The organism is Pseudomonas sp. 05L36 (genome assembly GCF_056398125.1).
The window spans coordinates 12,838-34,024 of sequence record NZ_JBFTOU010000041.1 but is presented as its reverse complement, the minus strand read 5'-3'; the positions used below and the strand labels follow the sequence as shown (position 1 = coordinate 34,024).

Annotated in this window: 18 protein-coding genes and 1 pseudogene; 14 read left to right on the top strand and 5 right to left on the bottom strand. The window is 61.3% G+C overall.

The genetic code is table 11. The features are described from left to right. Both AC1DKH_RS28255 and AC1DKH_RS28250 read left to right on the top strand, forming a co-directional pair. Positions 1–1,248 (top strand): carbon starvation CstA family protein (locus tag AC1DKH_RS28255; protein WP_477799987.1); only part of this gene is annotated, 1,248 nt, incomplete at its 5' end. Positions 1,249–1,250: 2 nt separating this feature from the next. Beyond that, on the top strand, positions 1,251–1,448 hold the full coding sequence (locus AC1DKH_RS28250) for a YbdD/YjiX family protein (protein ID WP_007976534.1): 198 nt from the start codon (positions 1,251–1,253) through the stop codon (positions 1,446–1,448). A 63-nt stretch (positions 1,449–1,511) separates the two neighbouring features. Here the strand turns inward: AC1DKH_RS28250 and AC1DKH_RS28245 are convergent, their stop codons facing one another. Then, on the bottom strand, positions 1,512–1,718 hold the full coding sequence (locus tag AC1DKH_RS28245; RefSeq protein WP_477755157.1) for a hypothetical protein: 207 nt from the start codon (positions 1,716–1,718) through the stop codon (positions 1,512–1,514). Between the two features lie 309 nt (positions 1,719–2,027). Between AC1DKH_RS28245 and katG the strand changes: the two genes are divergently transcribed. Further along, entirely contained in the window at positions 2,028–4,223 is a 2,196-nt protein-coding gene (gene katG, locus AC1DKH_RS28240) for a catalase/peroxidase HPI (protein WP_477760685.1), read from the top strand. Positions 4,224–4,257: 34 nt separating this feature from the next. Here katG and AC1DKH_RS28235 read toward each other — a convergent pair whose 3' ends face one another. After that, entirely contained in the window at positions 4,258–4,845 is a 588-nt protein-coding gene (locus AC1DKH_RS28235; RefSeq protein ID WP_477755155.1) for a TetR/AcrR family transcriptional regulator, read from the bottom strand. Between the two features lie 149 nt (positions 4,846–4,994). Here AC1DKH_RS28235 and AC1DKH_RS28230 point away from each other — a divergent pair, with 149 nt between their 5' ends. The 4 genes from AC1DKH_RS28230 to AC1DKH_RS28215 all read left to right on the top strand — a co-directional run bounded on the left by AC1DKH_RS28230 (position 4,995) and on the right by AC1DKH_RS28215 (position 11,304). Then, on the top strand, positions 4,995–5,300 hold the full coding sequence (locus tag AC1DKH_RS28230; RefSeq protein WP_477755154.1) for a LysR family transcriptional regulator: 306 nt from the start codon (positions 4,995–4,997) through the stop codon (positions 5,298–5,300). Between the two features lie 140 nt (positions 5,301–5,440). After that, positions 5,441–6,682 (top strand): multidrug efflux RND transporter periplasmic adaptor subunit MexE, encoded by a 1,242-nt coding sequence (gene mexE / locus AC1DKH_RS28225; RefSeq protein WP_477799986.1) that lies wholly within the window; start codon positions 5,441–5,443, stop codon positions 6,680–6,682. Positions 6,683–6,694: 12 nt separating this feature from the next. Continuing rightward, the gene (locus AC1DKH_RS28220; RefSeq protein ID WP_477799985.1) at positions 6,695–9,886 is read left to right on the top strand and encodes an efflux RND transporter permease subunit; all 3,192 of its coding nucleotides are present in this window, start codon (positions 6,695–6,697) and stop codon (positions 9,884–9,886) included. Then, on the top strand, positions 9,886–11,304 hold the full coding sequence (locus AC1DKH_RS28215) for an efflux transporter outer membrane subunit (RefSeq protein ID WP_477799984.1): 1,419 nt from the start codon (positions 9,886–9,888) through the stop codon (positions 11,302–11,304). Before AC1DKH_RS28220 ends, AC1DKH_RS28215 begins: the two co-directional genes overlap by 1 nt. A gap of 114 nt (positions 11,305–11,418) precedes the next feature. Here AC1DKH_RS28215 and AC1DKH_RS28210 read toward each other — a convergent pair. Further along, a pseudogene (locus AC1DKH_RS28210) lies at positions 11,419–11,663 on the bottom strand (aldehyde dehydrogenase (NADP(+))); the annotation flags it as partial. Between the two features lie 166 nt (positions 11,664–11,829). Between AC1DKH_RS28210 and AC1DKH_RS28205 the strand changes: the two are divergent. Further along, positions 11,830–12,282 (top strand): cupin domain-containing protein, encoded by a 453-nt coding sequence (locus AC1DKH_RS28205; RefSeq protein WP_477760684.1) that lies wholly within the window; start codon positions 11,830–11,832, stop codon positions 12,280–12,282. A 15-nt stretch (positions 12,283–12,297) separates the two neighbouring features. Here AC1DKH_RS28205 and AC1DKH_RS28200 read toward each other — a convergent pair whose 3' ends face one another. Next, positions 12,298–13,185 (bottom strand): LysR family transcriptional regulator, encoded by an 888-nt coding sequence (locus AC1DKH_RS28200; protein WP_477799983.1) that lies wholly within the window; start codon positions 13,183–13,185, stop codon positions 12,298–12,300. 210 nt (positions 13,186–13,395) lie between these two features. Here AC1DKH_RS28200 and AC1DKH_RS28195 point away from each other — a divergent pair, with 210 nt between their 5' ends. From AC1DKH_RS28195 to AC1DKH_RS28175, 5 genes are all read left to right on the top strand, one after another. Next, positions 13,396–14,796, top strand: coding sequence for an MFS transporter (locus tag AC1DKH_RS28195; RefSeq protein ID WP_477799982.1), 1,401 nt, complete (start codon positions 13,396–13,398; stop codon positions 14,794–14,796). Between the two features lie 157 nt (positions 14,797–14,953). Then, the gene (locus AC1DKH_RS28190; RefSeq protein ID WP_477799981.1) at positions 14,954–16,957 is read left to right on the top strand and encodes an aminotransferase class I/II-fold pyridoxal phosphate-dependent enzyme; all 2,004 of its coding nucleotides are present in this window, start codon (positions 14,954–14,956) and stop codon (positions 16,955–16,957) included. A gap of 27 nt (positions 16,958–16,984) precedes the next feature. Next, a complete protein-coding gene (locus tag AC1DKH_RS28185; RefSeq protein ID WP_477799980.1) occupies positions 16,985–17,767 on the top strand; it encodes a transporter substrate-binding domain-containing protein in 783 nt (260 codons plus the stop codon). A 153-nt stretch (positions 17,768–17,920) separates the two neighbouring features. Then, positions 17,921–18,634, top strand: coding sequence for an ABC transporter permease (locus AC1DKH_RS28180; protein ID WP_477765214.1), 714 nt, complete (start codon positions 17,921–17,923; stop codon positions 18,632–18,634). Between the two features lie 18 nt (positions 18,635–18,652). Then, entirely contained in the window at positions 18,653–19,351 is a 699-nt protein-coding gene (locus tag AC1DKH_RS28175) for an ABC transporter permease (protein WP_223533165.1), read from the top strand. 63 nt (positions 19,352–19,414) lie between these two features. On the opposite strand, the gene AC1DKH_RS28170 is transcribed toward AC1DKH_RS28175, so the two are convergent. Beyond that, positions 19,415–20,050 (bottom strand): TetR/AcrR family transcriptional regulator, encoded by a 636-nt coding sequence (locus AC1DKH_RS28170; RefSeq protein ID WP_477799979.1) that lies wholly within the window; start codon positions 20,048–20,050, stop codon positions 19,415–19,417. A 117-nt stretch (positions 20,051–20,167) separates the two neighbouring features. Between AC1DKH_RS28170 and AC1DKH_RS28165 the strand changes: the two genes are divergently transcribed. Further along, a complete protein-coding gene (locus AC1DKH_RS28165) occupies positions 20,168–21,184 on the top strand; it encodes a M14 family zinc carboxypeptidase (RefSeq protein WP_477799978.1) in 1,017 nt (338 codons plus the stop codon). Positions 21,185–21,187: the final 3 nt, after the last annotated feature.

Sequence of the window (21,187 nt, the reverse complement as noted above, 5' to 3'; positions counted from 1 at the left end):
CCGGTGTGGCTGATTCTGGCACCCCGTGACTACCTGTCGACCTTCCTGAAAATCGGCACCATCGTCGCCCTGGCCATCGGCATTCTGATCACCATGCCCGAGCTGAAAATGCCGGCCCTGACCCAGTTCATCGACGGCACCGGCCCGGTGTGGAAGGGCGGGCTGTTCCCGTTCCTGTTCATCACCATCGCCTGTGGCGCGGTGTCGGGTTTCCACGCGCTGATCGCTTCCGGGACCACGCCGAAGCTGCTCGCCAGTGAAGGTCATGCCCGCTACATCGGTTATGGCGGAATGCTGATGGAATCGTTCGTGGCCATCATGGCCATGGTCGCGGCTTCGGTGATCGATCCGGGCGTGTATTTCGCCATGAACAGCCCGGCCGCGGTGGTTGGCGCTGATGCAGTTGCCGTTGCGCAAACCGTCAGCAGCTGGGGTTTTGCCATTACTCCGGAAGCCCTGCAAGCCGTGGCCCATGACATCGGTGAAACCACCATCCTGGCCCGTGCCGGCGGTGCGCCGACCCTGGCGGTGGGGATCGCGCAGATCCTGCACCACGTGTTGCCGGGCGAGAACACCATGGCGTTCTGGTACCACTTCGCGATCCTGTTTGAAGCATTGTTCATCCTGACCGCAGTCGACGCCGGTACCCGTGCCGGGCGTTTCATGCTCCAGGACTTGCTCGGCTCCTTCGTGCCGGCCCTGCGCCGTACCGAGTCCTGGACTGCCAACCTGATCGCTACCGCCGGTTGCGTGGCCATGTGGGGTTATCTGCTGTATCAGGGTGTGATCGATCCATTGGGTGGCATCAACACCTTGTGGCCGCTGTTCGGCATCTCCAACCAGATGCTGGCCGGTATCGCGCTGATGCTCGGCACCGTGGTGCTGATCAAGATGAAGCGCCAGCGTTATGTCTGGGTCACCTTGCTGCCGGCGGTATGGTTGCTGATCTGCACCACGACAGCGGGCTTCATCAAGCTGTTCGATGCCAACCCGGCGATCGGCTTCCTCGCCCTGGCGAAGAAGTACAGCGATGCCCTGGCCAACGGTCAGGTGCTGGCCCCGGCCAAGAGTATCGACCAGATGCAGCACGTGATCTTCAACGCCTACACCAACGCAACGCTGACCGCGCTGTTCCTGTTCGTGGTGTTCAGCATCCTGTTCTTTGCGCTCAAGGTCGGTATTGCCGCCTGGGGCACCAAGGAGCGTACGGATAAGGAAGCACCATTCCACGCGCTGCCGGATGCCTGATCATGTTCAATGACCTGAGTCGCCTGGGTAAATACCTCGGTCAGGCCGCACGCCTGATGGTCGGCATGCCCGACTACGACAACTACGTCGAGCATATGCAGACCAAACACCCGGACAAACCGGTGATGGACTACGAAGCGTTCTTTCGCGAGCGCCAAGAGGCCCGTTACGGCAGTAAAGCCGGACCGAAGTGCTGTTGAGTGACATAAAAAAACCGGCTGAATAGCCGGTTTTTTATTGAGTGCAGGAACGCCCTGAATGGCTCAGGCCGCGTGGTAATCCGAATCGTCACTGCCACTTTTGTCCCGGGGCATGGAAGCATTGCCAGCATTTCGTTCATGAGGCTGATGATCCGGCCTGGCGATCTTGAGCGCCCGGTCGGCGACCTTGGCGTTATGCATCAGGCGACAGAACACGGCGGCGACGATGATCGACAGCAATGACCAGATGACAATGGCTTTGAGGAGCATGGCGAAACCTCTCGCGGCAAACAATTCTTACGATCGCCAGCGTCCATGCAGCAAAGGCTACCCATCCATTGTGGCAGGTGTACATGATCTTGCATTTGCTTGCTGATTTGAACTGTTTATCAGCTATCTCCCAAGATGAAGCGACAGTTTCCCGGACCGGTACTTTAATGGATGTTCTGGAGCGACTGATCACTGGGCTGTCATAGCCTTAAGGCTATGGATCCCATACCGAAAAGCTATTTCTTCAATCGGTGATCCGGATCCACGCTTAAGGATGATTAGCTGAAAACAAAATCAAGAGGAGATGCCATGTCAACTGAATCGAAATGCCCGTTTAATAACGCCGCTGGCGGTGGCACGACGAACCGCGACTGGTGGCCGAACCAACTGAACCTGAAGATCTTGAGTCAACACTCGCCCAAATCAGACCCGTTGGGGGGCGACTTCAACTACGCCGAAGCCTTCAAGAGCCTGGACTTCCAGGCGTTGAAAAAAGACCTGACTGCGCTGATGACCGATTCCCAGGACTGGTGGCCGGCGGACTTCGGTCACTATGGGCCTTTCTTTATCCGCATGTCCTGGCACGCCGCAGGCACCTATCGCACCGGTGACGGCCGGGGCGGCGCCGGCTCCGGCCAGCAACGCTTTGCACCGCTCAACAGCTGGCCGGACAACGTCAGCCTCGACAAGGCCCGTCGACTGCTCTGGCCGATCAAGCAAAAGTACGGCAACAAAATTTCCTGGGCCGACCTGATCGTCCTCACCGGCAACGTTGCACTGGAGTCCATGGGCTTCAAGACCTTTGGTTTTTCCGGTGGCCGCCCGGATGTCTGGGAACCGGACGAAGACGTCTACTGGGGCTCGGAAAGCAAGTGGCTGGGTGGCGACGTGCGATATGGCAAAGATGCCGGGCAAGCTCCCGCAGAGCGCAATCTGGAAAACCCACTCGCCGCCGTGCAGATGGGCCTGATCTACGTAAACCCCGAAGGCCCTGAAGGCAACTCCGATCCTGTCGCCGCCGGGAAGGACATCCGTGAAACCTTTGCGCGCATGGCCATGAACGACGAGGAAACCGTCGCGCTGATCGCGGGCGGTCACGCCTTCGGTAAAACCCACGGTGCCGGCCCTGTCGACCATGTCGGACCTGAGCCCGAAGCCGCTGGTCTCGAACTGCAGGGCCTGGGCTGGAAGAGCACGTTCGGTACCGGTAAAGGTGGCGACACTATCTCCAGCGGCCTGGAAGTGACCTGGACGACCACGCCAACCCGGTGGAGCAACAACTACCTGGAAAACCTGTTCGGTTACGAATGGGAACTGTCCAAGAGCCCGGCGGGGGCAAACCAGTGGAAGCCGAAAAACGGCGCTGGTGCCGGCACCATTCCAGATGCCCATGATCCGTCCAGACGGCGTGATCCGACGATGCTGACCACGGACCTGTCGCTACGCTTCGACCCGATCTATGAACCGATTTCCCGGCGCTTCCTGGCCAATCCAGACCAGTTGGCCGACGCCTTCGCCCGTGCCTGGTACAAGCTGATTCACCGTGACATGGGGCCGCTCTCACGCTACCTCGGCCCGGAAATGCCGAACGAAGAGCTGCTGTGGCAAGACCCGATCCCTGCCGTCGACCATCCACTGGTCAACGACAGTGATGTGGCCGCACTCAAGGGCAAAATTGCCGCCTCGGGGCTGTCAGTCTCGCAACTGGTATCGACGGCGTGGGCGGCGGCTTCCTCTTTCCGTGGCTCCGACAAACGCGGCGGCGCCAACGGCGGGCGTCTGCGCCTGGCACCGCAGAAGTCCTGGGAGTCCAACCAGCCAGAACAACTGGCCCGTGTGCTGGCAAAACTCGAAAGCATCCAGGGCGAGTTCAACAGTGGCGGCAAGAAAATCTCCCTGGCCGACCTGATCGTGCTCGCCGGTGGCGTGGGCGTGGAGCAGGCCGCGAAAAATGCCGGCCAAAGTGTGACGGTGCCTTTCACCCCAGGGCGCATGGACGCCAGCCAGGAACAGACCGACGTCGAATCCTTCGGATTCCTTGAACCGATTGCCGACGGCTTCCGTAATTACCTGAAGCAACAGTACCGTGTGCCGGCCGAAAAACTGCTGATCGACAAGGCGCAACTGCTGACGCTCAGTGCGCCGGAAATGACGGTATTGCTGGGTGGGCTGCGGGTGTTGAACACCAATGTCGGCCAGAGCAAACACGGTGTCCTCACCTCACGGCCGGAAGCCTTGACCAATGACTTCTTCACCAACCTGCTGGATATGGGCGTGGAGTGGAAGCCCGTGTCGGATGCCCGGCAAGAGTATGAAGGGCGCGATCGCAAGACCGGTGCAGTGAAGTGGACGGGGACGCGGGTTGACCTGGTCTTCGGTTCCAATGCGCAGTTGCGTGCCTTGGCCGAATTCTATGCCTGCGCCGATGCGCAGCAGCAGTTCGTCAAGGACTTCGTCGCTGCGTGGACCAAAGTGATGAACCTGGATCGATTCGATCTGGCGTAGTCAAAAAGCCTGAACTTGCCGCGACCTGTCTGGATCAGGTCGCGGCAAGCCCTTCTACTGTTTTTTCGTCGCTGACAGACCAGGCATCGATCACCGATTGCAGGAACTGCTCCGACAATCGAGGGTTGTCCAGGGCTCTGGCGATCAATATGGCCCCGGTAATCGATGACAGGATGCGCAAGGCTTCCTGGTGCTTTTCATCATCGGTTTCGCCGTCGACCAATGGCAGCAGCGTTTCGATCAGGGTCTGCACGCCTTGGGTGAACGAGTGGCTGACAGCACCGCCATTGCGCGCGACATCGGCCCCCAGGGCAGGGATCGGGCAGCCTTCGGTCCAGTTGCTCAGGTGACTCTGGGTCAGGTAACCCTTGAGCAGTTCGGGGATGGATTTCGCCGCTCGCCAGTCTTCGATGTTGGTTTCGAACGTGCGGCTGACCGCCTCTGACGCCAACTGCTCCTTGCCACCGGGGAACTGACCGTAAAAGCCGCCATGGGTCAGGCCCACCGAACGGGACAGCTCGCCGATACCGATGCCGTCGATGCCTCTTTCCCGGTACATCTTCGAGGCTGCGCCGAGGATCGCTTCCTTGTTGGCTGCTGCCTGGTCTTTCGTCACTTTCATGAGTGGGGTCCTGTCATCCGATGAGCGCCTTGGCAATTTTTTGCTGAGGGGCTGGTATTGATGATGATCATAATATAAATTCGCGGCAATGGTTTTGCAGGCCGACGAGCCCGTGGCTCAAGTCAGAACACCTCACAGGGTGCCGCCCCATGAAACGTCATGATCTGCGCAGTATCGACCTCAATCTGCTGGTGATTTTCGAGGCGCTCATTCAGGAGCGCAACGTCACACGGGCCGCAGAAAGACTTTCCCTGGGCCAGCCGGCGGTCAGCGGTGCATTGGGGCGTCTGCGCACACTGTTCAACGACCCTCTGTTTAAACGCATTGGCCACAAAATGGAACCGACCGCCCGGGCCTTGCAGGTAGCGCAAACCCTTGGGCCCGCATTGGACTGTATCTGCGCTGTCGTCAGTCTGACGGCTTCCAATAAAAACCCTGTTGATTCAGAGGCTTGATCTGAGCATTCATTTTTTTTGCCCTTAAACATGACGGTCATCATTAATGATGATAGCCAAGTTCACTCCGTTCAATTCGTCGCAGCCCCCTGCGCGGCCGAGAATTCTCCAACCCCTAACCCGTCAGGCGGACACCCCCCATGGAACAGTCACTCAAACCTTTGCGTTACCCCCTTGCTGCATTGGCGTTGGCGACCCTCACTGCTTGCGGCCACGCCCCCGATGCCGCCCAGGCTCCGGGTGCGCCGCCTGTCACGGTCGCGAAAGTGCTCGAGCAACCTATCACTGAATGGGATGAAGTCACCGCCCGTCTGGAAGCGCCGGAAACCGTCGTGGTTCGACCGCGGGTGTCGGGGCAGATCGATCGTGTTGCCTTCACCGATGGCGAGTCGGTGAAGAAAGGGGATTTGCTGTTCCAGATCGATCCACGGCCGTTCGAACACGAAGTACACCGCCTCGAAGCGCAATTGCAACAAGCTCGCGCCACGCTGGTTCGAGCTGGCAATGAAGCGCAACGCGGCCAGCGCCTGTTGAGCAGCAATGCGATCTCCGCTGAACTGGCCGACACGCGCACCACCACCGCCCAGGAAGCCCGCGCCGCCGTCGATGCCGTGCAGGCGCAACTCGATCTGGCACGCCTGAACCTGAGCTTCACCCGTGTCACCGCGCCGATCAGCGGCCGGGTCAGTCGTGCCGAAATCACCGCCGGCAACATCGTCACCGCCGACACATCGGCCCTGACCAGCGTGGTCTCCACCGACAAGGTCTACGCCTATTTCGATGCCGACGAGCGTCTGTTCCTCAAGTACGGCCAGCTCTCCCGTCAAGGCCGGCGCAGTCAATCCACGCCGGTGTACATGGGTTTGTCGAACGAGGAGGGCAATAGCCACCTGGGGCAGATGAACTTCGTCGACAACCAGGTCAATCCCAAGACCGGCACCATCCGTGGCCGTGCGGTGTTCGACAACGCCGACGGCCAATACACCCCGGGGCTGTACGCCCGATTGAAACTGGTGGGCAGCGCGGCCTATGCCGGCCTGCTGATCAAGGACGAGGCAGTGGGCACTGACCTGGGCAAGAAGTTCGTGCTGGTGATCGACCAGGACAACAAGGCCGTGTACCGCAGCGTCGACCTTGGGCCGAAGCTCGAAGGCTTGCGCATCGTGCGCAGCGGTTTGCAGAAGGAAGACCGCATCGTCATCAACGGTCTGCAGCGGGTTCGTCCCGGCGCGGTGGTCGCGCCTCAGGACGCACCGATGGCCGATGCGCAAACCGTCGCCACCCTGGCCCGCCAGCGGCAGGCCATCGAGGCGGGTAATCAGCCCGTCGCTCCGTCTCCGGCGCTGGTGAAAACCGACGCTGGCGTATCGCCCCGCGGATAAAGGAACACCGTCATGAAGTTCTCCCAGTTCTTTATCACGCGGCCGATCTTCGCCGCAGTGCTGTCGTTGCTGATCCTGATTGCCGGCGGCATTTCGCTGTTCCGGTTGCCGATCGGCGAATACCCGGAAGTGGTGCCACCCACTGTGGTGGTCCATGCCAACTACCCGGGCGCCAACCCCAAGGTCATCGGCGAAACCGTGGCTGCCCCCCTCGAACAAGCCATCACCGGCGTCGAGAATATGTTGTACATGTCTTCGCAGTCCACGGCGGATGGCCGGCTCACGCTCACCGTGACTTTCGCCCTGGGCACCGACCTGGACAACGCTCAGGTGCAGGTGCAGAACCGCGTGACCCGTACCGAACCCAAGCTGCCGGAGGAGGTGACGCGCATCGGCATTACCGTCGACAAGGCGTCGCCCGAGCTGACGCTGCTGGTGCACCTGGTGTCGCCGGACAAGCGCTACGACATGCTCTACCTGTCCAACTACGCGATCCTCAACGTCAAGGACGAGCTGTCGCGGCTGGACGGCATCGGTGACGTGAAGATGTTCGGCATCGGTGATTATTCACTGCGCATCTGGCTCGACCCGAACAAGACCGCGTCACGCAACCTGACCGCCACCGATGTGGTCAATGCGGTGCGTGAACAGAACCGTCAGGTCGCGGCCGGCCAATTGGGCTCGCCGCCTGCACCCAACGCCACCAGCTTCCAGATGTCGATCAACTCCCAGGGACGCCTGGTCACCGAAGAAGAATTCGAGAACGTGATCGTACGCAGTGGTGCGGATGGCGAGATCACCCGCCTCAAGGACATTGCCCGGATTGAACTCGGCTCCAACCAATACGCACTGCGCGCTCTGCTCAATAACCAGGAAGCGGTGGCGATGCCGATCTTCCAGCGCCCGGGTTCGAACGCGATCGACGTGTCCGACCAGGTGCGGGCGAAGATGGCCGAGCTGAAGAAGAGTTTCCCGGAGGGCATGGACTACGAGATCGTCTATGACCCGACCATCTTCGTGCGCAGCTCGATTGAAGCGGTGGTTCACACGCTGTTCGAAGCGCTGATCCTCGTGGTGCTGGTGGTGATCCTGTTCCTGCAAACCTGGCGCGCCTCAATCATTCCGCTGGTCGCCGTGCCGGTATCGCTGATCGGGACCTTCGCCGTGATGCATTTGCTCGGGTTCTCGCTCAATGCGCTGTCGCTGTTCGGTCTGGTGCTGGCCATCGGCATCGTGGTCGATGACGCTATCGTGGTGGTGGAGAACGTCGAGCGAAACATCGAGTCGGGACTTGAACCGGCCGAGGCTACCCAAAAGGCCATGGGCGAGGTGACCGGGCCGATCATCGCCACGGCTTTGGTGCTGTGTGCGGTCTTCGTGCCGGCCGCTTTCATTTCCGGCTTGACCGGGCAGTTCTACAAGCAGTTCGCCCTGACCATCGCCATCTCCACGGTGATCTCGGCGTTCAACTCGCTGACTTTGTCGCCGGCATTGGCGGCGGTGTTGCTCAAGGCCCACGGTGCGCCGAAAGACCGTTTCTCCAAAGTGCTGGATCGGCTGTTCGCAGGCTGGTTGTTCAAGCCCTTCAACCGGCTGTTCGAAATGGCCGGCAATGGTTACGTGGTGGCGGTGGCCAGGGTCATTCGCGGCAGCAGCGTGGCCCTGCTGGTTTACGCTGGCCTGATCGCCATGACGTACATGGGTTTCAGCACCACACCGACCGGCTTTGTGCCGACCCAGGACAAGAAGTACCTGGTGACCTTTGCGCAATTGCCCGATGCGGCCAGCCTTGACCGCACTGAGTCGGTGATCCGGCGCATGAGCACCATCGCCATGAACGAACCGGGCTTCGACAGCGCCGTGGCGTTTCCCGGCCTGTCGATCAACGGTTTCACCAACAGCCCGAATGCCGGCATCGCGTTCATCGGCTTGCGTCCTTTCGATGAGCGCAAAGACCCAAGCCTGTCCGCCGGGGCGATTTCCGCTTCGCTGAATGCCAAGTTCGGCGGCATTCAGGATGCCTACATCGCGGTGTTCCCGCCGCCACCTGTGCAAGGCCTGGGCACCATCGGCGGGTTCCGCCTGCAGATCGAAGACCGGGGCAACCTGGGCTACGAAGAGCTGTACAAGGAAACCATGAACATCATCGGCAAGGGGCGCAGTGTCCCGGAGCTGGCCAACCTGTTCACCAGCTACACGGTCAACGTGCCGCAAGTCGAAGCCGCCATCGACCGCGAAAAAGCCAAGACCCATGGCGTGGCAATCAACGACATCTTCGACACCTTGCAGGTGTACCTCGGATCGCTGTACGCCAACGACTTCAACCGTTTTGGCCGTACCTATCAGGTCAACGTCCAGGCTGAGCAGCAGTTCCGTCAGGAACCGGAGCAGATCGGCCAGTTGAAGGTACGCAACGACCGTGGAGAAATGATTCCACTGGCCACGTTCGTCAAGGTCAGCCCGACGTCGGGGCCCGACCGGGTCTCGCACTACAACGGGTTCGTCACCGCGGAAATCAACGGCAGTGCAGCCCCCGGCTACAGCTCCGGCCAGGCGCAAAAAGCGATCGAGAAACTGCTCAAGGAAGAACTGCCCAACGGCATGACCTACGAGTGGACTGACCTGACCTACCAACAGATCCTGTCCGGCAACACCGCGCTGTTGGTGTTCCCGCTCTGCGTCCTGCTGGCGTTCCTGGTACTGGCTGCGCTGTATGAAAGCTGGAGCCTGCCGCTGGCGGTGATCCTGATCGTACCGATGACCCTGCTGTCGGCGATTGCCGGGGTGATCATCTCCAGGGGCGACAACAACATCTTCACCCAGATCGGCTTGATCGTGCTGGTGGGCCTGGCCTGCAAGAACGCGATCCTGATCGTCGAGTTCGCCAAGGACAAACAGGACCAGGGCCTGTCGCCGCTGGACGCTGTACTGGAGGCTTGCCGCATGCGTCTGCGGCCGATCCTGATGACCTCGTTCGCGTTCATCATGGGGGTCATCCCGCTGGTGACTTCCACCGGGGCCGGTTCGGAAATGCGCCGGGCCATGGGGGTTGCCGTGTTCTCCGGGATGCTCGGGGTGACCTTCTTCGGGTTGCTGCTGACGCCGGTGTTCTTCGTCCTGATTCGTCGCTACATCGAACGTAAAACCGCGCGCAAGGCGGCCCGGGTTCACGCGCTCAACGTTATTGATTCGGAGGCACACTGATGAATGCTTTCAAGCTCTTCCTTCCCAGCCTTCTCGTCACGGCATTGGCCGCCTGCACCGTGGGGCCGGATTACAAGACCCCCGACACGGCGCCTGCCCATGTCGTCTCGGCACAAGGAGCCAACTACGATCAAACGCGATTCGAAACGGTGTGGTGGCAGCAATTCGACGACCCCACGCTGAATCAGCTGGTCGGCAAAGCGCTCAACGGCAACCGCGATCTGCGCGTGGCCTTCGCCCGCTGGAAAGCCGCCCGGGCCATCCGCGATGACGTCAGCAACGACAATCTGCCGGTGGTCACCAGCCGGATCAGCAGCCAGCAGGGCAAGTCGCAGGTGCCGGGGCTGACCGAGAGCCGGGTCAATACCGAGCGCTACGACCTGGGCCTGGACATGGCCTGGGAGATCGACCTGTTCGGACGCATCCAGCGTGAACTGGAATCCAGCGACGCCCGGGAAGACGCCACGGCGGCGGACCTGTACCAACTGCGGGTGACCATGATCGCCGAGCTGGTGGATGCCTATGGTCAACTGCGCGGTGCGCAACTGCGGGAAAAGATCGCCTTGGCCAACCTGAAGAACCAAAGCGAATCGCGCGCCGTGACGGTGAGCCTGCGTGATGCTGGCGTGGGTAACGAGCTCGACGTTGTGCGTGCCGACGCCCGGTTGGCGGCTGTCGAGGCGAGCGTGCCGCAGTTGCAGGCGGAGCAGGTGCACCACAAGAACCGCATCGCCACGCTGCTGGGCGAACGCCCGGACACCCTGAGCATCGACCTGAGTCCAAAGAACCTGCCGGCCATCGCCAAGGCATTGCCGATTGGCGATCCTGGCGAGCTGTTGCATCGGCGCCCGGATGTGCTCGCGGCAGAGCGCCGGTTGGCGGCGTCAACGGCGGATGTCGGCGTGGCCACCGCCGACCTGTTTCCACGGGTGAGCTTGAGTGGGTTCCTCGGCTTCACGGCGGGGCGTGGTTCGCAAATCGGTTCCAGTGCCGCCCGTGCCTGGAGCCTGGGGCCGAGTATCACCTGGGCCGCGTTTGACCTGGGCAGTGTGCGGGCGCGCATTCGTGGCGCAAACGCCGACGCCGAGGGAGCATTGGCGACCTATGAACAACAGGTGCTGCTCGCGCTGGAAGAGTCGGAAAACGCGTTCAGCGACTATGGCAAACGCCAGCAACGCTTGCTGTCGCTGATCAAGCAAAGCGAGTCGAGTCGCGCCGCGGCCGATCTGGCGGCGACGCAATACAAGGAAGGGGTGGTGGACTACCTGGTGTTGCTGGACGCACAACGCGAGCGGTTGAATGCCGAGGATGCCCAGGCACTGGGTGAAACCGATCAGTACCGCGCCATTGTGGCGATCTACAAATCCCTGGGCGGCGGTTGGGACAGCGGTGAAACCCGGCTCGCGAAAAACAACTGACTAACCCGTTGTTGTAGGAGCGAGCTTGCTCGCGATGGTCGTTAACGAAAACACGTGCTTGCTGGTTAAGCGCGGCGCTCTTGAGTCCATCGCGAGCAAGCTCGCTCCTACAGGTTACGCAATGGTTTTACACATACCATCCACAAGACGCGGCAACCCCAACGGATTGCCCTCGCGCAGCGGCTCCGGCAGTAGGGCATCAGGAAAACCCTGATAAGCCACCGGGCGCAGGAAACGCTCGATGGCGGTCATGCCCACCGAGGTAAAACGACTGTCCGAGGTGGCCGGGAACGTCCCGCCATGCACGGTGGCAAAACACACTCGTGCGGATGGGCGAAGGCGTTGACCAACGACGTGCCCGCAGTTGCGGGTTTGTATCCGCAGGTATCGGCAACGCCCGCCGTTACCCGGGCATACAAAACCGGCGTTTCCCGACACCTGGGCGATACACGGAGGCCTCCAAATGGAATCACCGGCAGCGTCACTTTCGGCGCGGCCTGGCGTGGTTCAACTGGAGGAAGGACAATGTTGCGTACCCACACCCGTCACACCCTCGGCAGGCTTGGCCTCATCCTGGCCGCCGCAGGGCTCGCTACTGTAGCGAGCCTTGCTCAAGCCCAGGAAACACAACCGGCCCCGGCGATGAAAAGCTGGCAGCAGGGCCTGCACCGCACCGACCTGGTACGCGAAGACCTGGGCACCGCCGATCGCGAAGTCCTCCAGGTGCTCGTGGACTTCGATCCGGGCGTGACATCGCCCAAACATGCTCACCCCGGTGTCGAGGTGGCGCACGTGATCAGCGGCACCTTTGAATATCAACTGGAAGGGCGGGCACCGGTGACGCTCAAGGCCGGTGACTCGTTGTACATCCCTGAAGGCGTTGCGCATGTGGCGAAGAACGTGGGCCAGGACAAGGCCTCGGAACTGGCGACCTACATCGTGAAGAAAGGCGAAGCGTTGCTGATCCTGAAGGAGTAGGCGAGGGCCACCGGGTCATTGCCGGCTGCAAACCTCCCACACACAACCGCGCAACCAGCGATGCGCCGGGTCGGCGTCCATGCGCGGGTGCCACAGCATTGAAACCGTGATGGGGGGCGTGGGGAAGGGCAAGGCAAAGCAGTGCATCCCCTGGCACAGGTTGCCGACGTGCCGCTCCGGTACGCTGGCCACCAGTTCTGAAGCCCGCGCCAATGCAATCGCAGAGGAGAAACCGGCGACGATGGTGATGATGTCCCGCTTCAGTCCCAGCTCATTCAAGGCGTCATCCATGACGCCTTTTTCGTGGCCCCGGCGCGAGACCAGAATGTGCCGGGCGCTTGCATAACGAACAGGTGTCATCTCACCTTGAGCCAGTGGATGACCCTCGCGCACGACGCCAATGAACCGATCGCGAAACAGCATCCGGGTCCGCACTTCCGGGCTGGTCGATTCGCCGATCACACCGGTTTCCAGATCCACCGAACCTTCGCGCAGCAGGGTGCTGTCCTTGTTCAGCTTCTGCACGAAACTCAAGCGGACTCCGGGCGCTTCTTCGTTGATGCGGGCGATCAGTTGCGGTCCGAAATTTTCCACGAAGCCGTCGCTGGTGCGCAGGGCGAAGGTACGGGTCAGTTGATTCAGGTCGAGTGCCTCGGCAGGGCGCAGGACGGCTTCGGCGTCCTGCACGAGCACGCCGACGCGTTCACGCAACTCCAGCGCCCGAGGCGTGGGAACCAGTCCGCGCCCGGCCCGCACCAGCAGCGGATCGCCCGTGGTTTCGCGCAATCGCGCCAGCGCCCGGCTCATGGCTGACGGGCTCAGGTGCAAACGCTGCGCGGCGCGGGCCACGCTGCCTTCCTCCAGCAACACGTTCAGGGTGATCAACAGATTCAGGTCGGGCATCGAATCAATTCCTGTAGGAGCGAGCTTGCTCGCGAAGGTGGCACATTAAAAATGATGTTGTCTGACACACCCTCTTCGCGAGCAGGCTCGCTCCTACAGGTTTTTTAACATGTGGCGTCTTGTGCACGTATATAGTGCAAATACTGCGTCTTCCGCCATGTTATGGCCGGGCTTAGGCTCTGGACAACCTATTTGCGGAGTCGCGAGAAAATGAAGTCCATATCGATTCGGGGAGCCTTGGCCAGCCTGTCGTTATCCATGCTGCTGTCGTCCCTGGGCACCAGCATTGCCATCGTTGGATTGCCGACCCTGGCCGAGGCGTTCTCAGCCTCCTTTCAGCAAGTGCAATGGGTGGTGCTCGCTTACCTGCTGGCGATCACGGCGCTGATCGTCAGTGTCGGAAGACTTGGCGACATCATTGGCCGCCGACGTTTGTTGTTGATCGGGATTTGCGTGTTTACCGTCGCTTCGATCCTGTGCGCGCTGGCCCCTCATCTCTGGTTATTGATTGCCGCTCGGGCGCTGCAGGGCGTCGGTGCGGCCATCATGATGGCGCTGACCATGGCGCTAGTGGGCGGGGCCGTTCCCAAGGAAAAAATGGGCAGTGCGATGGGCGTGCTCGGCACGATGTCAGCGATTGGCACCTCACTCGGCCCGACCCTTGGAGGTTTTTTGATTGCCAATCCGGGGTGGCAGGCAATTTTTCTGATCAATGTGCCGTTGGGTGTTTTGGCGATTGGGCTCGCGCTCTACTTTTTGCCCAACGATCGCAGTGAGAAGAGGGCGGATCGAGCGGGCTTCGATGTGCTCGGCACGCTGGTGCTGGTTCTGACACTGCTGGCTTATGCACTGGCGATGACCATTGGGCGTGGCACCCTGGGGCCGCTGAACATGACGCTGTTGCTGGTGACAGTTCTTGGGCTGTGCGTGTTTGTATTCGTCGAGCACACAGCCGAGTCGCCTCTGGTTCGATTGGCGATGTTCCGTAACTGGCAGATGAGCGCAGGATTCGTCATGAGCATGCTGGTGACCACCGTGGTCATGGCGACCATGGTGGTAGGGCCGTTTTACCTCACTGGCGCACTGACGTTGAATGCAGCGAGCGTTGGGTTGGCAATGTCGACGGGGCCGCTGGTGGTCGCACTGGCAGGCGTACCGGCGGGCCGATGGGTCGATCGTCTGGGCACGTATCGAGCCAGCACGATTGGATTGATCGCCATGTTGACCGGCGCTTGCATCCTGCCGGCCTTGCCGATGGCGTTCGGTGTGCCCGGCTACATCGTGCCGCTGGCTGTCATTACCGCCGGTTATGCGCTGTTCCAGGCGGCCAACAATACCGCCGTCATGCTGGAAATTGAGGCGCAGCAGCGTGGTGTGGTTTCCGGTTTGCTCGGGTTGTCGCGCAATCTCGGGTTGATCACGGGCGCCTCGGTCATGGGGGCAGTGTTCGCCTTCGGCTCGGCCAGCCACGATATTTTGCAGGCGCAACCTGAGGCCATCGCACAGGGGATGCGGCTGACGTTCGCCGTCGCCGCCGGATTGATCGTCATTGCGCTGGTGATTGGCGCGGTCAGCAAAATCGCTTCACGTCGCTTGATTGCGCAGTGCTGAAAAACGGCGCGGCTGTCGTGAAAACGACCTGTTTGCGCTGAACGCGAAGCCTTGCGAGTTTTCTGTTGAACGAGTGTTCAGTCTCGACTATGTTGGGGGCCACCTTCCCCCGGCTGGTTGCGGGCTTGCGTTTCTTCAATTCGAACGAGGCACTGGCATGCGGTTTTCACCCTTTGTAGAGCGGATCAGTGGCCAAGGCGTTGCCGCCTGGGATATTCACTACGCGGCCAGCGCAGCACAGCGCAAAGGCGAGGACGTGATCATCCTCAGCGTCGGCGACCCGGATTTCCCCACCCCTGATTTCATCACCGACGCTGCCATCCACGCCTTGCGTGAAGGGGATACCCACTACACCGAAATCGCCGGTCGCCAGGCCTTGCGCGAGGCCATCGCCGGCCGCTACAGCCAACTGATCGACCGCGAACTGCTGGCGTCGAACATCATTCTCACGGCAGGTGCGCAGAACGCCTTGTTCGCCACCTCGATGTGCCTGCTCGGTGCCGGCGACGAAGTGATTGCCTTCGATCCGATGTACGTCACCTACGAAGCCACGCTCAAGGCGTCCGGCGCCACGCTGGTGCGGGTACCCTGTGCCGCGGACTCGGGTTTCCGCCTCGATGCCGCCGTCTTGGCCAAGGCCATTACCCCGCGCACCCGGGCGATTTTCTTCTCCAACCCGAACAACCCCACCGGCGTGGTGCTGGGCCGCGAAGAGCTGCAAGCCATCGCCGACCTCGCCATCGCCCATGACCTGTGGGTGGTGGTGGACGAGGTCTACGAGAGCCTCGCCTACGAGCGTGAACACCTGAGCCTGGCGGCGTTGCCGGGCATGGCCGAGCGCTGCGTGGTGATCGGCAGCCTGTCCAAATCCCATGCCATGACCGGTTGGCGCATTGGATGGGTAGTGGCCCATGAAGCCCTGGTCAATCATGTCGAAACCCTGGTGCTGAGCATGCTGTACGGCTTGCCCGGGTTTGTCATGGAAGCGGCGCTCAAGGCCGTGCAGTCCTTTGATGAAGTCACCCACGGCATGCGCGAGATCTATCGCCGGCGCCGCGATCTGGTGGTGTCCGGCCTGGCCGATTGCCCGGGCATCAGCGTGCTCAACCCCGACGCCGGCATGTTCGTGCTGGTGGACGTGCGAGGCACCGGCCTGACCTCGCTGGAATTCGCCTGGCGCCTGCTGCGCGAAGCCGGTGTCTCGGTGCTTGATGCGGCGGCATTCGGTGAGCCGGCCCAGGGTTTTGTGCGGCTTTCGTTCACCCTGAGTGACGAGCGCCTGGCCCAGGCTTGTCAGCGTATTCGCGATTTTGTCGGAGTGCTCATGGGCGAAGCGCCGAGGCCGGTGATCGGCACGGTGACCAGTACCGCAGCCGCCGAACCGGTCGCTGCCAGGACCATGATCGAGGTCGATGGCCTGCACAAACGCTTCGGCAATATCGAAGTGCTCAAGGGCGTTTCCCTGACCGCCCGCGAGGGCGACGTGATTTCTCTGATCGGTGCCAGCGGCTCGGGAAAAAGCACCTTGCTGCGCTGCATCAACATGCTCGAAGTGCCGGACCAGGGACGCATCCTGGTCGATGGCGAAAGCATTCACCTTAACCAGAATCGCCCCGGCGCACCGCTGGTGTCGGACGCCAAACAGCTTGTGCGCATAAGGTCGAGCCTGGGCATGGTGTTCCAGAACTTCAACCTCTGGCCCCATCGCACGGTGCTGGAAAACCTCATCGAAGCGCCGACCCAGGTCCTGCGTGAAAGCCGTGCGGAGGCGACCGAGCGCGCCGAAGCCCTGCTCGAACGCGTCGGCCTTGCGGCCAAGCGCAACGAGTACCCGGCGTTTCTCTCCGGGGGGCAGCAACAACGGGTGGCCATCGCCCGGGCCCTGGCCATGCGGCCCAAGGTCATGCTGTTCGATGAACCCACCTCGGCACTCGACCCGGAACTGGTCGGGGAAGTGCTGCGGGTGATCCGCTCCCTCGCCGAAGAAGGCCGGACCATGATCCTGGTGACCCATGAAATGGCCTTCGCACGCGATGTCTCTTCCAAAGTCGCTTTTTTGCATCAAGGGCTGATCGAGGAAACCGGTTCGCCGGACGAAGTGTTCGTACACCCACGCAGCGAGCGTTGCCGACAATTCGTCAATGCTCATCAGACTCGCTAACTCATCATAAAAAGACGGGAAAACAACATGGGAAATCGACGTTTTGCAAACTGGTTGACCGGTGCGGCCTGCGTATTGCTGGCCGGCATGAGTGCCGCCCAAGCGCAACCGATCAGGTTCGCGGTGGCAGCCGAACCCTATCCGCCGTACACCGAAAAGCAGGCCAATGGTGAGTGGAAGGGCTTCGAAGTCGACCTGATCCACAAGCTGTGCAGCGAAATGAAAGCCGATTGCGAGATCAAGGAAGTCGCGTGGGACGGCATCATTCCGTCGCTGCTGGCGAAGAAGATCGACGTGATCTTTTCCTCGATGTCGGTGACCGAAGAACGCGAAAAACAGATCGCCTTCAGCAAGGCCTACTACGATTCGGCGATTGCCGTCGTCGGCCCGAAAGAGGCGTCGGTCAAGAAGTACCCGGATGACCTCAAGGGCAAGATCATCGGCGTGCAGAACTCCACCGTGAGCGCCAGTTACCTGAAGACCTACTACGAAAAAATTGCCGATGTTAAGTACTACGACACTCAGGACTCGGCCAACGCCGACCTGATTGCCGGGCGCATCGACCTGATGATGGCCGACGGCACCGCCATGGCCGCGTTCATCAAGACCCCGGACGCCAAGGACCTGGCCTACCTCGGCACCGTGCCTTACGACCCGATCTTCGGCAAAGGCGTGGGAGCCGGCCTGCGCAAGGACGACGCCGAACTCAAGGCCCGGCTCGACAAGGCCATCCAGGAATTGCTGGCGAGCAAGGACTATGACGATCTGTCCCAGAGCTACTTCGGCACCAGCGTGAAGCCGGCGTTCTGATCCCAGGCATACAAGCAAAAACCTGTAGGAGCGAGCTTGCTCGCGATGGACGCAAGAGCGCTGCGGTTCTTCTGAGTGACTGCGTCATCGTTAACGTTTTTCGCGAGCAAGCTCGCTCCTACAGGGGACCGTGTCCTCCAACTGGAGAGTGATATGCCGGCAATGTTCGATCTGATCAATTTCACCGAGCAGGGATGGGGCAGTGCGCTGTTGAAGGGGCTATGGATGACCCTGCAGATTTCCGCCGGGGCCTTTGTGCTCGGGCTGGCCATCGGGCTGGTGGTGGCGTGCCTCAAGCTCGGCGCGCCAAAACCGATTGCAGCGCTGATGCGCGGCTACACCACGTTGTTCCGCGCGGTTCCGGAATTACTGCTGATTCTGTTGCTGTACTACGTTGGCTCCATGCTCCTCAATTCGCTGATGACCCGGCTCGGCTACGGCGTGGTCGATGTCAGTGGTCCGCTGGCGGCCATCGTGGTGCTGGGGCTGGTGCAGGGTGCCTACGCCTCGGAGATTTTTCGCGCGGCGATCCAGGCGATTCCCTTCGGCCAGATCGAAGCGGCCAAGGCGTTCGGCCTGAACGGTTTCGGTCTGTTCCGCCGGGTCACGCTGCCAATCATGGCGCCTTACGCCATGGCCGGGATGGCCAACCTGTGGATCAACCTGATCAAGGACAGTGCGCTGATCAGCGTGGTTGGCACCAACGAGCTGCTGTACACCGCCAAGCAAGGCGCGGGATCGACGCGCCACTATCTGTTGTTCTACCTCACGGCTGCCGCGTTGTATTACGCGGTGACGTTGGCGTCGAACTATGTGTCGGGTCGGCTTGAGCGACGTATTCGTCGCTGGATGCCTCTTGTTGACTGAACCGGCTGAGTGAATGAAATGATTCCAGCGTGGATAGTTGAATACGCGGCACTGTTGGGCCGGGGGCTGCAAACCACTCTCGCGATTCTGTTGATCGCCAGTGTGTTCGGATTTGTCCTGGCGGTGTTGGTGGCGCTGGCGCGGATTTCGAAAAACAAGGTGATCGCCAAGGTCAGCCTGTTCTACACCAGCGTGACCCGCGGTACGCCGTTGCTGATCCAGATCTACATTTTCTACTACGGCCTGGGCAGCCTGTTTGCCCAGTTCCCGCTGATTCGCGGCAGTTTCCTCTGGCCCTACCTGCGCGACGGTTACTGGTACATCGTGTTCGCCCTGGTGGTGTCGGTCGGCGCTTATGTCGGTGAAGTGATCCGCGGTGGCCTGCTGGCGGTGCCCAAGGGTGAAATGGAAGCGGCCTCGGCCTTCGGCATGACCGCGCGCCAGTCCTTGCTGCGGGTACGCTTGCCCCGGGCCATGCGCCTGTTGCTGCCGACCCTGGCCGGGGAAACCGTGATGCTGCTCAAGTCCACGGCGCTGGCGTCGACCATCGCCGTGATCGATCTGCTCGGCGCCGCCAACGTGGTCCGCGCGCAAACCCTGCAGGTGTACGAACCCTTGTTGCTGGTGGCCGGGGTGTATGTCTGCCTGACGTTCCTGATCGAAGCGCTGTTTGCCTTTGCCGAGCGGCGCGGGACGCCGGTACGCAGGTCGGCCTGATGAGTTCGACAAGGGTAGACCGCCGTCAGCGGCACCCTGGCGATGATCTTCGGCCGGCATCCGTCACAGGGCGTCGTCGGTGCTGAATGCCCCGTGACGCAGCCCTTTTATCCAGCAGCGGCAGATATGCAGTCCGTTGGCGGCGCTGAAGGTCTCGGGGTTCAGGCACCACTCGAGCCAGAGACCGTCGAGCATCGCCGATAGGCCGATGGCGGCCAGGCGGGTGTCGTGAATCACGAAGCCTTCGCTGGCGGCCAGCCCGTCGAGCAACTGGCGGATCAGATCGAGGTAGGCGCGGTAGCTTTTTTCGTGGGACTGGCTGACGTGTTCGGAGTGACGGATCAGGCTCCAGAACACCACCCACACACCGAGCAGTTTCGGGTCCATGACCCTGGGCGAGAATGAGCCTTCCAGGAAGGCATCGACCTTTTGCGCGGGTGTCTGGGCCTGTTCGATTTCCTGGAGCAGGGCGGTGGTCAGTTCGCTCGCGAGCCGCTGGTAGGTGTCGGCGATCAGTGCCTCGATGCTGCCGAAGTGGTGGTTGAGCAACCCCACGGACACCCCGGCTTCGGTGGCAATGCGTCGCACGGAAATCCCGGCGTGACCGTCGCGGCCCAGGCAGCGCAGGGTGGCGGCCACCAGCATTTCGCGACGGTCATCGGGTTCGGCGCGACGGGTTTTCGGGGCATCGGTTGTCACAAGGCTGTCCTTGGGTGAGGTTCCACGCTGTCGAGCTTAGTTGAACGTCTGTTCAATCACCAGCCTCGACAGCAGCGATACAGCGTTTTTCAACGGTCATGACAGGAGGGAAAGCCAATGCCGCAGGATATTTCGTTCAGTGTCAGCAACAACAACGGCGATGCCGTGCGGGTCGGTGCCTGGCGCTATGCCGGCGACGGCAGCGGGCCAAACGTGCACCTGCAAGCCGGCGTACATGCCGATGAAATCGCCGGGATGCTGGTCCTGCACCTGCTGATGCAACGACTGCAAACCGCCGAAACCCAGGGCCGGCTCAAAGGCAACATCACCGTGGTGCCGCAGGCCAATCCGCTGGGCATCGGGCAGTTTCGCCAGGGACGGATCCTCGGTCGATACCATGACGCCACCGGGCATAACTTCAATCGTTCGTTCGACCAGTCGGCGGCCATGGAACGACCTTCGACCTGCGTTCAGCAATGGCAAAAGAAACTGGTGCAACTGGCCGCCCCAGCCGATGTGATGCTCGACCTGCACACCGATGACGAGGCGCTACCGTACCTGTACGTGCACCGCAGTTTCTGGCCCCGTGGCCGCGAACTGGCGGCGGCGATGAAGATGGACGTGGCGATCATCTGGGATGACGGCGACGATGGCTCCTTCGAGGAAACCATCATTGCCCCGTGGCTGCGCGAAGGCGTCACCGAGCACCGCATGGCTGCGACCCTGGAGCTGCGTGGGCAGGGCGATGTCAGCGACCGTTTCGCCGAGTCGGATGCCGAAGGGCTGTACAACTGGCTGTGCGGTTGCGGTGTCATTGACGAGCAAGTTTCACCGGCTGACTGGCCCGTCGAAGCCATGGAAATGGGCCACATGGAAACCATCATCGCCCCGCAACCCGGCGTGTTGATCTTCGAAAAAGAGCTGGGGGATTTCGTCGAGGAAGGCCAGCGCTTTGCACGGATTCTCGGGCGGCCGGGCGATCCAGCCTCCGAAGTGGTGCTGCATGCCGAGCAAGCGGGGCGCCTGGTGACGCGCTATCGCGATCGCCTGATACCCCAGGGTATGGGGGTGGCGAAATTCACCGGCAGCCGGGTGTCGCGTAACTGGAGTGGCGGGTTGCTGGACCCCAATTGATAC

Bases quoted from the DNA above. Each gene is read 5' to 3' on its own strand.
- AC1DKH_RS28235 (WP_477755155.1), bottom strand. From the start codon at position 4,845: ATGAAAGTGACGAAAGACCAGGCAGCAGCCAACAAGGAAGCGATCCTC.
- AC1DKH_RS28220 (WP_477799985.1), top strand. From the start codon at position 6,695: ATGAAGTTCTCCCAGTTCTTTATCACGCGGCCGATCTTCGCCGCAGTG.
- AC1DKH_RS28185 (WP_477799980.1), top strand. From the start codon at position 16,985: ATGGGAAATCGACGTTTTGCAAACTGGTTGACCGGTGCGGCCTGCGTA.
- AC1DKH_RS28230 (WP_477755154.1), top strand. From the start codon at position 4,995: ATGAAACGTCATGATCTGCGCAGTATCGACCTCAATCTGCTGGTGATT.
- AC1DKH_RS28205 (WP_477760684.1), top strand. From the start codon at position 11,830: ATGTTGCGTACCCACACCCGTCACACCCTCGGCAGGCTTGGCCTCATC.
- AC1DKH_RS28245 (WP_477755157.1), bottom strand. From the start codon at position 1,718: ATGCTCCTCAAAGCCATTGTCATCTGGTCATTGCTGTCGATCATCGTC.
- AC1DKH_RS28190 (WP_477799981.1), top strand. From the start codon at position 14,954: ATGCGGTTTTCACCCTTTGTAGAGCGGATCAGTGGCCAAGGCGTTGCC.
- AC1DKH_RS28175 (WP_223533165.1), top strand. From the start codon at position 18,653: ATGATTCCAGCGTGGATAGTTGAATACGCGGCACTGTTGGGCCGGGGG.
- katG (WP_477760685.1), top strand. From the start codon at position 2,028: ATGTCAACTGAATCGAAATGCCCGTTTAATAACGCCGCTGGCGGTGGC.
- AC1DKH_RS28200 (WP_477799983.1), bottom strand. From the start codon at position 13,185: ATGCCCGACCTGAATCTGTTGATCACCCTGAACGTGTTGCTGGAGGAA.
- AC1DKH_RS28250 (WP_007976534.1), top strand. From the start codon at position 1,251: ATGTTCAATGACCTGAGTCGCCTGGGTAAATACCTCGGTCAGGCCGCA.
- AC1DKH_RS28180 (WP_477765214.1), top strand. From the start codon at position 17,921: ATGCCGGCAATGTTCGATCTGATCAATTTCACCGAGCAGGGATGGGGC.
- AC1DKH_RS28215 (WP_477799984.1), top strand. From the start codon at position 9,886: ATGAATGCTTTCAAGCTCTTCCTTCCCAGCCTTCTCGTCACGGCATTG.
- AC1DKH_RS28195 (WP_477799982.1), top strand. From the start codon at position 13,396: ATGAAGTCCATATCGATTCGGGGAGCCTTGGCCAGCCTGTCGTTATCC.
- AC1DKH_RS28165 (WP_477799978.1), top strand. From the start codon at position 20,168: ATGCCGCAGGATATTTCGTTCAGTGTCAGCAACAACAACGGCGATGCC.
- mexE (WP_477799986.1), top strand. From the start codon at position 5,441: ATGGAACAGTCACTCAAACCTTTGCGTTACCCCCTTGCTGCATTGGCG.